The sequence below is a fragment of the Streptomyces liliiviolaceus genome (assembly GCF_018070025.1).
In the GTDB taxonomy this organism is placed as follows: Bacteria; Actinomycetota; Actinomycetes; order Streptomycetales; family Streptomycetaceae; genus Streptomyces; species Streptomyces liliiviolaceus.
In genome coordinates this window covers 5799530-5811077 of record NZ_JAGPYQ010000001.1, presented here as the reverse complement: position 1 = coordinate 5811077, position 11548 = coordinate 5799530, and the positions used below count along the sequence as shown (strand labels likewise).

11 protein-coding genes are annotated in these 11548 nt (G+C 70.7%); 6 read left to right on the top strand and 5 right to left on the bottom strand.

Annotation, left to right across the window (positions count from 1 at the left end; translation table 11 throughout):
- Positions 1-69 precede the first annotated feature (69 nt).
- The 4 genes from J8N05_RS25310 to J8N05_RS25295 form a co-directional block, all read right to left on the bottom strand.
- Positions 70-906, bottom strand: coding sequence for a carbohydrate ABC transporter permease (locus J8N05_RS25310; RefSeq protein WP_210890371.1), 837 nt, complete (start codon positions 904-906; stop codon positions 70-72).
- 47 nt (positions 907-953) lie between these two features.
- Entirely contained in the window at positions 954-1892 is a 939-nt protein-coding gene (locus tag J8N05_RS25305; protein ID WP_210886317.1) for a carbohydrate ABC transporter permease, read from the bottom strand.
- Between the two features lie 37 nt (positions 1893-1929).
- On the bottom strand, positions 1930-3264 hold the full coding sequence (locus J8N05_RS25300) for an ABC transporter substrate-binding protein (protein WP_210886315.1): 1335 nt from the start codon (positions 3262-3264) through the stop codon (positions 1930-1932).
- 192 nt (positions 3265-3456) lie between these two features.
- Positions 3457-4503: a LacI family DNA-binding transcriptional regulator gene (locus J8N05_RS25295; RefSeq protein WP_210886313.1), complete on the bottom strand. Its 1047-nt coding sequence runs from the start codon at positions 4501-4503 to the stop codon at positions 3457-3459.
- A gap of 150 nt (positions 4504-4653) precedes the next feature.
- On the opposite strand from J8N05_RS25295, the gene J8N05_RS25290 reads away from it, so the two are divergent.
- The 5 genes from J8N05_RS25290 to J8N05_RS25270 all read left to right on the top strand — a co-directional run bounded on the left by J8N05_RS25290 (position 4654) and on the right by J8N05_RS25270 (position 8598).
- Entirely contained in the window at positions 4654-7020 is a 2367-nt protein-coding gene (locus J8N05_RS25290) for an alpha-galactosidase (RefSeq protein WP_407699927.1), read from the top strand.
- 122 nt (positions 7021-7142) lie between these two features.
- Positions 7143-7307: a 50S ribosomal protein L33 gene (rpmG, locus tag J8N05_RS25285; protein ID WP_107014951.1), complete on the top strand. Its 165-nt coding sequence runs from the start codon at positions 7143-7145 to the stop codon at positions 7305-7307.
- Positions 7308-7353: 46 nt separating this feature from the next.
- The gene (locus tag J8N05_RS25280) at positions 7354-7611 is read left to right on the top strand and encodes a type B 50S ribosomal protein L31 (protein ID WP_210886311.1); all 258 of its coding nucleotides are present in this window, start codon (positions 7354-7356) and stop codon (positions 7609-7611) included.
- A gap of 38 nt (positions 7612-7649) precedes the next feature.
- The gene (ykgO, locus tag J8N05_RS25275) at positions 7650-7772 is read left to right on the top strand and encodes a type B 50S ribosomal protein L36 (RefSeq protein ID WP_210886309.1); all 123 of its coding nucleotides are present in this window, start codon (positions 7650-7652) and stop codon (positions 7770-7772) included.
- Positions 7773-8031: 259 nt separating this feature from the next.
- Positions 8032-8598 (top strand): snapalysin family zinc-dependent metalloprotease, encoded by a 567-nt coding sequence (locus tag J8N05_RS25270; RefSeq protein WP_210886307.1) that lies wholly within the window; start codon positions 8032-8034, stop codon positions 8596-8598.
- Positions 8599-8794: 196 nt separating this feature from the next.
- Here J8N05_RS25270 and J8N05_RS25265 read toward each other — a convergent pair whose 3' ends face one another.
- Entirely contained in the window at positions 8795-9235 is a 441-nt protein-coding gene (locus J8N05_RS25265; RefSeq protein WP_210886304.1) for an ATP-binding protein, read from the bottom strand.
- A gap of 437 nt (positions 9236-9672) precedes the next feature.
- Between J8N05_RS25265 and J8N05_RS25260 the strand changes: the two genes are divergently transcribed.
- Positions 9673-11316, top strand: a complete 1644-nt coding sequence (locus tag J8N05_RS25260; RefSeq protein WP_210886303.1) for a protein kinase domain-containing protein — start codon at positions 9673-9675, stop codon at positions 11314-11316.
- Positions 11317-11548: the final 232 nt, after the last annotated feature.

Genomic DNA, 11548 nt, shown 5'->3' with positions numbered 1-11548 from the left:
GCGCTTACTCCGAGTACGAGGGTGAGCAGGGCTGTTCGGGTAGGGGTGATCACGCGGTCGGACCTCCGGTCACTTGACGGCTCCACTGGTGATTCCGGACACGATGCTTCGCTGCGCCACCAGGAAGATGGCGACCATGGGCAGGCTCATCACCACGACGTACGCGAAGACGAGATGCCAGTTGTTGAGGTAGAGCTGCGCACCGGCGACCTTGTAGAGGTTGAGCGGCAGGGTCGACCGCTCGCCGCCGCCGAGGACGAAGAAGGCGTAGAAGACGTCGCTCCAGGCATAGAGCGTCACCATGATCGTGGCGGTGGCGATGACCGGTCTGAGCAGCGGCAGCACGATCCGCAGGAAGATCCGCAGCGGCTTCGCGCCGTCCATCCGCGCGGCCTCCTCCAGCTCCGGCGGGACGGCCCGGATGAAGCCGGTCATGAAGAAGATCGACGTGGAGAGATACATCCCGGTGTAGACGGCGATCATGCCGGGCCGGGTGCCCGCGAGGCCGAGCTGCCGCAGTTCCATCACCACGGTGATGACGGCGGGCGGCAGCAGCAGTCCGCTGATGCACAGCGCGTACGCCGCCGAGACCAGCCTGGACTCGCGCCGCGCGAAGACCCAGGCCGCGCCGGCGCCCAGGACCAGCACGAGGACGACCGAGGGCACCACGACCAGCAGGGAGTTGAGGAAGCCCCGCAGCATCTCGCCCTGGCCGAGGGCGTCTTCGTAGTTGCCCGCGGGCTGCCACCGCCGGGGCAGGTCCAGGTTCGGCCGGACGGCCTCGGCCTGCGGCTTGGCGGAGGTGACGGCGACCAGCCACAGCGGTACGCCGACGGCGAGTGCGGCGAGCAGCAGAACGAGCGCGGGCCGGCCGAGACGCCACACCGCACGCGCGGCGGACGGCACGGCACGCGCGGCGGACGGCCGCTTGACGGCATGAACTGCGCCGGTGGTCACAGCAGTTGCTCCCTTCGGCGCAGTCCGACGACGAGCGGGACCGCGACGGCGACCACGACCAGGAAGAGGACGAGACTCATCGCGGAGGCCTGGGCGTAGAGGCCCTGTCCGAAGATCCGGAACATGTAGATGTTGAAGACCTCGGTGGAGGCGGCCGGGCCGCCGCCCGTGGTGGCCTGCACGATGTCGAAGGTGTTCATCGAACCGATCAGCGCCGTGGTGACGTTGAAGGTGACGGCGGGCGCCAGCATCGGCCACCGCACGGACCGGAAGGTCCGCCACGGCCCGGCGCCGTCGCACTTCGCCGCCTCCAGCAGCTCACCGGGGATGCCCTTGAGACCGGCCAGATAGATCAGCATCGACAGGCCCATCCACTTCCAGCCGTGGATGACGGTGACCAGGACCAGCGTCCAGGTCGTCGAGCCCAGCCAGGGGATGTCGGTGCCGAGGACGCCGTTGACCGCGCCGTCCTGGTCCAGCAGGGCCTGGAAGACATAGCCGGTCGCGAGCGCCGAGATCAGCACCGGCAGGAAGAAGACGGCCCGGAAGAACCGGTTGAAGCGGCTGTCCGCCTCCAGCAGCAGCGCGAGGACCAGCCCGAAGCCGTTCTGGAAGAGCGCGGCCAGGACGGCGTACAGCAGGGTCGTGCGGATCGCCCGCAACAGGGAGCCGTCGTCGGCGACGGTCCGGAAGGTGTCGAGGCCGGTGAAGGCGATGTCCGGGTGGTACGAGGACCAGTCGGTGAACGGGTAGTAGAAGTTGAGCAGGTTCGGCACCAGGAAGAAGGCCGTGAAGACGGCGACCGCCGGGAGGGCGAACCACCACGGATGGTGGACGGCGTTGCGGGACAGCCGCCCCGCTCTCCTTCCCCCGCTCTTCCTGGCGGACGCCGGAGGTCGCGCGCGCCCGCGTGTGCGTACAGCCGTGTCCGCCATCAGAAGCCCCTCAGCGTCGTCAGCGTCCCTGGAATGCCTAGAAGCCGGGTGCGCCCTGGGCCTTGGCCACCTGGGTGAACTGGTCCTGGATCGCCTGGGCGACCTGCCGCGGGTCCTTCTTCCCGTAGATCATGTCGGCGAGATACAGATGGGTGTCGGGGGCGACGATCGCCTTGGCCTGGAAGACGCCGATGGCCGTGGGCAGCGCCTCGACCTGGGCTTTCGAGGCCTGGGGGAGGCCCGCGGGGGTCGGCACGGACGGCTGGACCGAGGGGATCCTCATCGTCTCGATGTAGTCGGCGTAGTCCGGGCCGAGCCAGAAGGCCATGAACTGGCGTGAGGCGTTCTGCCGCTTCTCGTCACCGGTCCTGAACGCCACGACACCGTTGGTCTGGTCGGGCGAGTACATGCCCGTGGCGGAGGAGTTGGCGATCGGGAACCAGCCGATCCGCTCGTCGATCTCGGCCGTGGAGTGCTTGGCCTGCAACTGGCTCTGGAAAGAGGTGACGTTGAGGACCATGCCCGACTCGCCCTTCCAGAGGGAGTCGGCCTGCCCGGTGAAGGTGCCGGTCCTGTAGTTCTTCTGAGCGAGCCCCGCGTCGAGCAGCTTCTCCTTGTACTTCTTGATGGCGCCGACCACCACCGGGTCGGTCCACTTCTCCTTGTTCTCGTTGAGGCCGGCCCACCACTCCTTGTCGAGATCGGTGAGCTGGACCTGCATCTGCCACTGCATGGGCCACTTGTCGCCGCCCGCCTCGTAGAAGGCGGCCGCGCCGGTCCTGTCCTTGACGGTCCGGCCGAGCGCGAGCAGTTCGTCGTACGACTTCGGGAAGTCCTTCTCGGAGAGTCCGGCCCGCCGGAAGACGTCCTTGTTGTAGTAGACGCCGAGCATGGCGGGACTGGTGACGATCGCCGCGTACCGCTTGCCGTCGATGACGCCCAACGACCGCTCCGTGTCGCCGAGTTCGGATACCCAGTCCTCGCCGTCCAGGGTGAGCAGGTTCTGCTTGGGCTGGATGAACGGCAGCGTGGAGACGGACGGCTGCCAGAACATCAGGTCCGGCTTGTCGCCCGAGGCGAGCCTGGTCGGCACGTTCTGCTCGTACAGGTCCGGGATCGCCTGAGTCTCCACCCGGGCGCCGGTGGCCTTCTCGAAGGCGTCGACGACCTGCTCGGGCGCGTTGAGCGTGTTCTGCGCGGTCCACATGGTCAGCTGCACGCCGTCCAGCCGGGCCGTCGGATCGACCTTCGCCTGCTCGCCGTCCGCACCGGCCGGGGAACCGGAGTCCCCGGCGGTCGGGTCACTGCACGCGGTGGCGGACAGGGCGGCGGCGCATATCAACGCCAGCGCGGGCAGGGCTCTTCTCTTCATGACATGCCTTTCGCGAACGGAGCTCGGGCAGGGGCATCAAGAAGCGCTCCGGCAGCGGGAGTCGGAGTCGAACGAAGCGCCGGCGGAGGGAGCCGGAGCCGGAGAGGGGCAGGAAGTGCGAGCGGGCGTCCCCGTGACCTGAGTGGTCGTCACCCGGCCGGTACGGCACCGGTCGGTACGGGCGGCACGCGGTCATGCGTGCCCGGGCGGCGGCCCCGAACTCTCCCGCACCACCAGCTCCGGCACGGAGACGGGATGTGGGCCGACCTGCGCGGACTCCTCCAGCACGGAGTGCAGAAGGCCGAACGCGGACCGCCCGAGACCGGTGAAGTCCAGGCGTACGGTCGTCAGTGACGGGGTGAGGAAGGCGGAGTGCGGGGCGTCGTCGAAGCCGGCCACGCTCACGTCGCCGGGCACCGACCGGCCCTTCTCGTGGAGGGCGCGGATCACACCGAGCGCGAGGTCGTCGTTCCCGCACAGGATCGCGGTGACCGCACGGTCACCGGCGAACCTCAGACCCGCCGCGTGGCCGCCCGCCGGACCCCAACTCCCCTGTACGGGACGGGGTTGCGGAGCTCCCGCCTCCTTCAGTGCCTGCTGCCAGCCGGAGGTACGGGCGCTGGTGCGCCGGGTGCTGGAGGGGATGGCGACATAGTGCACGGTCTCGTGGCCGAGGGAGAGCAGATGGCGGGTCGCCTCGTAGGCGGCCTCGCGGTCGTCGGTCCACACCCAGGGGCGGTCGCCGCCGGGCGGCCGGGCGGGGGTCTCCACCACACCCACGACCGGCAGCCCTTCGGGGACGGCTTCCAGGGCGCGTACACCGGCCGGATCGTACGCGATCACGATCAGGCCGCCGCCGGTGTCCGCCGCCCGCTGCACCTGGGCGGCGACCTCGGCCCCGTCGGCCCCGTCGGGTGATTCGAGAACACCGATCCCCACGGCGTACGAGGAGGCCCGGGCCGCCTCCTCGATGCCCTGGAGGATCGAGGCGTAGCCGTGGTGCGTGGTGTTGGCGGTCAGCACGGTCACGGCCCGGCTGCGTCCGCTGGCCAGGGCGAGCGCGGTGGAGCTGCGCCGGAAGCCCAGCTCGTCGATGGCCGCGAGGACCCGCTCCCGGGTGGACGGCTTGACGCTGGGGTGTGCGTTGATCACCCGGGAGACGGTCTGGTACGAGACACCGGCGGCGGTTGCGACGTCCCTGATGCTCACCGAGCGCCTTGTGTGACCGGTCACATTCATGCCAGGATTGTGACCGGTCACATGGGGCTCGTCAAGAGTCCGTACCCGTGGATCAACGCGACCGGTTCGGGCGGTACTCGGGCGTGCTCGGCGTGGTCGTGGAGCCCTCGGGGGCGGTCGTGGAGTCCTCGCGGTGGCCTGGGGCGGTCAATGGAGAGGGGGAGACCGTTGACCGATACGTCGGACGCGGTGGGTGTGGCGGGTGCGGGCCGTGCGGGCGCACGGCGGACGATCGCCTGGGGGCATCGGGCGCTGGAGGTCGGGCTTGCCGCCGGCCCCGACGGCGACCTGCGCCTGGTCCGGCTCGCGCGTCCCGGCGACCCGGGGCCGACGTCCGGCGCCGACGCCCCCCTCCCTCTCGTCGAACTCACCGCCCTCGGCCACGGAAGCGGCTGGTCCGGGCCGCGCTTCACCGGCACCGCCCTCGGCCCGCGGCTGCGCCACCGCTCGCACACCACCGGGGAACACGACGGCTGGACCCGCCTGACCGTCGAACTGCACGACCCCGCAACCGGGTTGACCGCCTTCGTCGAGCTGTCCTCGCCCCTCGGCCTGCCCGTGCTCCGCTCCCGCGTCCGGCTCCGCAACGACGGCCCCGGACCGCTGGTCGTGCAGTCCGTCAGCAGCCTGCTGCTCGGCGCGCTCCCGCCGCCCGCCCGGCTCGACGTCCACCGCGCCCGCAACGACTGGCTGGCGGAGTGCCGTTGGTACGCGCAGCCGCTGAGCGACACCGTCGCCGACATCAGCGTCGACGTCCACCAGCACGACAGCCGGGCCGCACTCTCCCTCACCGGGCGCGGCAGTTGGTCCAGCGGAGGCCACCTGCCGATGGGCGCCCTCACCGAACGCGACGGCGCCCGGGCCTGGTTGTGGCAGGTGGAGTCCCCGGCGGGCTGGCGCTGGGACGTGGGCGAGCGCGACCACGGTACGTATCTGGCGCTGAACGGGCCGACGGACGCGGAGCACCAGTGGCGGGTCCGGCTGGCACCCGGCGACGAGTTCACCACCGTGCCGGGTGTTCTGGCCCTCGGCTCCGGAAGCAGTTCCAGGCCTGGCTCCGGTCCTGGCTCCGGGCTCGATGACGCCTTCGGCGCTCTGACCTCGTACCGCCGTGCCGTGCGTCGCCCGCACGCCGACCATGCCGCACTGCCCGTCGTCTTCAACGACTACATGAACACGTTGATGGGCGACCCGACGACGCGGAAGCTGCTCCCGTTGATCGACGCGGCGGCCTCGGCCGGATCGGAGTACTTCTGCATCGACTCCGGCTGGTACGACGACAGTACGCGGGGCTGGTGGGACAGCGTCGGCGAGTGGCTGCCCTCGTCGCGCCGCTTCCCCGACGGCGGGATCCACGCCGTCCTGGACCGGATTCGCGAGCGCGGCATGGTGCCGGGCCTGTGGCTGGAGCCCGAGGTCGTGGGGGTACGCAGTCCGGTCGCGTCCGAGCTTCCACCGGAGGCCTTCTTCCAGCGGGACGGTGTGCGCCTGGTCGAACAGGGCCGCCACCAGCTGGACCTGCGGCACCCGGCCGCGCGGGCCCACCTCGACAGGACGGTCGACCGGATCGTCGGCGACTGGGGGGTGGGCTACCTCAAGCTGGACTACAACATCCTGGTCGACCCGGGCACGTGCGGGCCCGGTGACCTCTCGCCCGGCGCGGGGCTGCTGGGCCACGCCCAGGCGTACCTCGGCTGGCTCACCGGGGTGCTCGCACGCCACCCGACCCTGGTGGTCGAGAACTGCGCCTCGGGCGGGATGCGGATGGACGGGGCCACCCTGGCGGTCGCCCAGCTCCAGTCCACCAGCGACCAGCAGGACCCGCTGCGCTGTCCGCCGATCGCCGCCGCCGCGCCCACGGCGGTCCCGCCCGAGCAGGGTGCCGTCTGGGCCTACCCGCAGCCCACCTTCGACGACGACCTCATCGCCTTCACCCTGGGCGGGGCACTGCTCGGCCGGGTCCATCTCTCGGGCCACCTGGACCGGATGTCGGCACATCAACTCGCCCTCGTACGGGCCGCGGTGGCCGTCTACAAGACGATCCGCGGGGACCTGTCCGAGGCCCTGCCGTTCTGGCCGCTCGGTCTGCCGGGGTGGACGGACGAGTGGACGGCCGTGGGCATGCGGGTGCGCGGTGACCGTACGGCGTACGTGTCGGTCTGGCGCCGGGGTGGAGGGGGCGGCGAGGAGGGTGCGGAGGGCGTTGAGGGTGCGGACAGCGGGGGGCGCGGGGGTCGCGGGGGCCGCGAGGACAGCGGGGGCAGCGGGGTCTTGCTGCCGGTCGAATGCCTGGCGGCGGGCGCGGGTCGGGAGGTGACCGTGGAGATCCTCCATCCGTCGCCGCGCTCGACCTCGCTGGACTCAGCGGGTTCCGCGGTTTCCGTCGCTTCGGCCGCTTCCGCCGGTTCCGCTGGTTCCGTCGGTTCGGCGGTCTGGGACGAGGGCGGAAGGGGGGTGCGGGTCATGCTGCCGCGTACGCCCGGTGTGCTGCTGATCCGCCTCACGGCGACCCCGTAGCCGGCGTGCCGGGCCCTCGGTGAAGTTGGGAATACATCCACCGGGGGCCCGGTTGTACCGCACGTGAATGACATGGCCCCATCAATTGAGGTGGGTGTCCGGGGGTGTGAAAGGAGGCGTTCATGGCTGCCAGAGGTACGCGTCCGGTGGTGACGTTGAAGTCCACGGCCGGAACCGGTGCGACCTATGTGACGCGGAAGAGCCGTCTGAACGACCCCGACCGACTGGTCCTGCGCAAGTACGACCGGGTGGCGGGCGAGCACGTCCTCTTCCGCGAGGAGCGATGAACCAGGCCGTTGCCCAGCGGCGTACGGCTGTAAGGAAGGAAACCCCATGAAGCTCGGTATTCATCCCGTGTCCCGCCCGGTCGTCTTCCGCGACCGCGCCTCGGACACCGCGTTCCTCACCCGCTCGACCGCGCCCTCGGCGAAGACGATCGAGTGGGAGGACGGCGCCACCTATCCGCTGATCGACGTGGAGGTCTCGTCGGCCAGCCACCCCTTCTACACGGGAACCGCGCGGGTCGTCGACAGCGCGGGCCGGGTGGAGCGGTTCGAACGGCGGTACGGCCGTAAGGCATCGACGTCCTGACTCGTCGACGCCCCGATGAGCGGGAGGAGAGCACGGCCATGAAGGTGCGCAAGTCGTTGCGTTCGCTGAAGTCCAAGCCCGGAGCGCAGGTGGTGCGCAGACGGGGTGTGGTCTTCGTGATCAACAAGAAGGATCCGCGTTCCAAGGCCCGTCAGGGCTGACGCGGCGCGGCATACTGCAGGGCCCGGCCCCCGGACAGGAGAGCCGGGCCCTGTCCGTGTCGCGGTCGGTCCCGGCGCCTCGGTCGTACGCGGCTGTACGTGATCGCATGCGGTCGTACGTGATCGTGCTCGGTCGCACGCGGTCGTAGGCGGTCGTACGCGGCCGGATTGACGGATTGGCGTCCGTCCTCGCTGGGCAGGGAGCCAGGGAATGTCATGTCATGTGCACGACTACCTTCCCCCCACAAGGAGGTCGACCATGCACGTCCGTAAGCTGACCAGTGGACTCGCCGCCGTCCTGGCGGTGACCTTTTCCCTGCTGGGTGGCCAGGCCGTGGCCGCCCCGGCCCCGGTCGCGGACCACCTCGCCGCCGCCCGGGTCGTGACCTACGACGCGAGCGGTTCCGCGGAGTTCAGGACCGCGGTGGACCGAGGCGCCGCGATCTGGAACGAGAGCGTCGACGCCGTCGAACTGCAGCCCGTCGCGTCCGGACAGCGCGCCAACATCCGGGTCCTGGCGGACAACGGCTGGCCCCGCGCCCAGACCACCTCGCTCGGCAACGGCACCGTCTACATCGGACGGCAGGCGGTCGATCAGGGCTACAACACGATCCGTATCTCGTCCCACGAACTGGGGCACATCCTCGGTCTGCCGGACCGCAAGCCGGGCCCGTGCACCAGCCTGATGTCCGGTTCCAGCGCGGGAGTCGCGTGCACGAACCCCTACCCGAACGCGGCCGAGAAGGCCGAGGTCGAGGGCAACTTCGGCGGTGAGCTGACGCGGACGGCCGGAGCGGTACCGGTCGGCGTCACGATCGTGGACTGACGCGACACGGACTGCGTCCCCGCGCCGAGTCATCGAGTCATCCACCGATCACCGATCACCGATCACCGATCGCCGAGTCGCCGAGTCGCCGAGTGCGCGGAACGCAGGACGAGGGAAGCCGTACGCCCCGGAGCGGAGGTCGCGTTCCGGGGCGTACGGGACCGATCCGAGAACCAGGTCCGCCCGAAGGCGCCTGTCAGCGGGCGTCGGCGTCGGCGTGGGTGTCGGAGAGCAGCCCGATCCGGGCCGTGATGTGCTTGCCGACCGGCTCTCTTCGGACCTCGAAGCCCTCGCAGATGGCCATCACGATCTCCAGGCCGTGCTGGCCCACCCGTCCGACGTCCGCCGCGCGGGCCACCGGCAGTACCGGATCGCTGTCCCAGACGGCCACCTCAAGCAGGTCGCCGACGATCCGCAGAGCGAGCAGGACCGGCCCCGGCGCGTACTTCAGGGCGTTGGTGACCAGCTCGCTCACCACCAGCTGGGTCAGGTCCATCGCCCGGGCCGTGACCGGCACGCCGTGTTCGGCCTGGGCCTGTGACAGGAAGTCGGCCGCGAGATGACGGGCCTCGGCGATGCAGGGCGAATCGCCTTCCAGAGCAACTGTGGTCTCTATACGGCTACGCTGCGGCGCCATACGGCCTCCGCCCTTGATCAAAGATTCCATGCAGTCCGTCCTCACCCGGTGCTCGCCCGCATGTACCCCCTCTTTCGCGACCTACGCATCCGCTGTCGGCGAAATGCCACCGGGTGTTCCGGCGCCGGGTGCATACGGTGAAGCAGACGTGGAGCCGCGGTGGAATATCGGTGGGAGTAAGCCCGGGGGGTGCGGGTAGTGGCCCCATGTCGCAGGAAAGCGGGACGTGGAGCCTGGGGAGGTCACACGTCCCGCTTTCCTGCGGTTTTCGTGCGCCCGTACTCCGGCCGGCGGTTTTTCCGAGAATGCCCCCGGAACAAGGCGCGGCAGGCACATCGGCCGTCGGCGATCGCAGCAATTGCGGATCCTTTGAACGCAGGACATGGCCCTCTGCGTATTGCTGGTGACCGGGAGCAAGCCTTCAGCGAAGGATGGGCATGGGCAACGCGGGTGCCGCTGCAAATGAGTTGGTCGCCGGAAGATATCGGCTCCAAGAGGTCGTCCACCACGAAGTGGGCTGCGTCTGCTGGTACGGGGAGGACATCCAGTACGCGCGCCCGAGGCTGCTGACGCAGACGCCGCTTCCGCCCGATCCCATGGAGGACTGGGCCGGGCCGGCCGTCGCACGGATCCGACACGCGTCCGAGGTCATGGGACTGCGGTGCACGGGCGCGGTGGCGGGCGTCATCGACGTCGTCGAGGAGTACGGCAGCCTCTGGACGGTCGTCGAATGGATCGACGGCGTGCCCCTGGGCGAGTTCCTCGACCAGTACGGGCCGCTCGACCACGCGCGGGCCGCCCGTATCGGGCTCGACGTCCTGGACGTGCTGGAGTCCGCGCACAGCGCGGGTTTCGTGCACGGCGAGCTGAGCCCGGGCCAGGTGTTCGTGCGCGACCACGGCGGCGTGGTCGTCTCCGGATACGGTCTGGCGGGCGCCGGTCCCGGGGCGCGGCTCGGCGCACCGGCGTACGCGTCCCCGGAGCAGGCCCGTGGCGAGGCCTACGGTTCGCCGGCCGACCTGTGGGCGCTGGGCGCGCTGCTCTACACGATGACCGAGGGGCGCCCGCCCTTCCGTGACCGCGGTCAGCCCGAGGCGACCCTCAAGGCGATCGTGCGGCTGCCGCTGCGCAGCCCGCGGCACGCCGGCCCGCTCGCCCGGATCGTGCAGGGGCTCCTCCGCAAGGACTCCCGCGAACGGCTCACGGGGCCCGTGGTCCGTGACGCCCTCGTCCGTGTCGTGAACGACGACCCCGCCGCCGCGGAGGCGTCGCTCGCGCAGTCGCGGCCCTCGGCCCACCGCGTGATGAGCCTGGCCCGGAGCAGGAAGAACCTCGGCCGTGCGGCGCTCATCGGGACCGCGGTCGCCGCCGTCGTCGCGGTGACGATGACCGCTCTCGCCGCGACCGGCGACGGTTCGGGCGACGACGTCTCGGCGGCCGATGCGACGGCCTCGCGCCCCGTCCCCGTACTCCCGACGGCGGACGAGGACGGCGCGGGTACGCCGTCGTCCGCTACCGCGTCCCCCACGACCTCCCCGGCACCCTCCGCGTCCCGTTCCCCCTCCTCCCCTTCTCCATCTCCCTCTTCCTCCTCGTCCTCGGGTGCGGGGAAGCTGCCGGCGGGCTTCCATGTCTTCACGGCGTCCGAGGGTTTCGCCGTGGCCCTGCCCAAGGGCTGGAAGCGACTCGGCACGAACCGCGCCGACGACGGCTCCTACCGGGTCGTCCTCGGCGCCGACGGCGACCCGCGGGAACTGGCCGTCACCTACAGCACGCGTGTCGGCTCCGACCCGGTGGCCGTGTGGCGGGACACCGTCGAGCCCGCGCTGCTCAAGGAGCCCGGATACGACAGGCTGGGCGCCATCCGCGCGACGACCTACCAGGGCCGCGAGGCCGCGGACATGGAATGGGTCGACGAGTCCCAGGGCACGCGCGTGCGTACCTTCGGCCGTGGATTCCTCATCGGGGGCGGCGAGGGATTCTCCCTCCGCTGGGCGACACCGGCCGACGACTGGGAGGACGCGGGCAACCAACAGGCGCTGAAGACTTTCCTGGCGACCTTCCGCGGACTCCCGGACTGATCGTCCAGCCCGACCAGCCCGACCAGCCCGACCAGCCCGACCAGCCCGACCAGCCCGATCAGCCCGATCGGTCCCGCGCGAGACCGCCTGTCCGCCCGCGCCCGTGCCCGCGGCTGCGATCCATGGCACGCCATTCGGGGCGCAGTCCGGTCAGAGTCGTGGTGAGGAAGTACGCGATCCCGCCGGCCGGCAGCACCGGTGCCGATTCGATGGCGATGACGGCCTGCTGCTC

What these genes read in the sequence shown, in the direction of transcription:
- J8N05_RS25305 (WP_210886317.1), bottom strand. Translation starts at nt 1,892, where the DNA reads ATGGCGGACACGGCTGTACGCACACGCGGGCGCGCGCGACCTCCGGCG.
- J8N05_RS25300 (WP_210886315.1), bottom strand. Translation starts at nt 3,264, where the DNA reads ATGAAGAGAAGAGCCCTGCCCGCGCTGGCGTTGATATGCGCCGCCGCC.
- J8N05_RS25295 (WP_210886313.1), bottom strand. Translation starts at nt 4,503, where the DNA reads ATGAATGTGACCGGTCACACAAGGCGCTCGGTGAGCATCAGGGACGTC.
- J8N05_RS25290 (WP_407699927.1), top strand. Translation starts at nt 4,654, where the DNA reads ATGGAGAGGGGGAGACCGTTGACCGATACGTCGGACGCGGTGGGTGTG.
- rpmG (WP_107014951.1), top strand. Translation starts at nt 7,143, where the DNA reads ATGGCTGCCAGAGGTACGCGTCCGGTGGTGACGTTGAAGTCCACGGCC.
- J8N05_RS25280 (WP_210886311.1), top strand. Translation starts at nt 7,354, where the DNA reads ATGAAGCTCGGTATTCATCCCGTGTCCCGCCCGGTCGTCTTCCGCGAC.
- ykgO (WP_210886309.1), top strand. Translation starts at nt 7,650, where the DNA reads ATGAAGGTGCGCAAGTCGTTGCGTTCGCTGAAGTCCAAGCCCGGAGCG.
- J8N05_RS25270 (WP_210886307.1), top strand. Translation starts at nt 8,032, where the DNA reads ATGCACGTCCGTAAGCTGACCAGTGGACTCGCCGCCGTCCTGGCGGTG.
- J8N05_RS25265 (WP_210886304.1), bottom strand. Translation starts at nt 9,235, where the DNA reads ATGGCGCCGCAGCGTAGCCGTATAGAGACCACAGTTGCTCTGGAAGGC.
- J8N05_RS25260 (WP_210886303.1), top strand. Translation starts at nt 9,673, where the DNA reads ATGGGCAACGCGGGTGCCGCTGCAAATGAGTTGGTCGCCGGAAGATAT.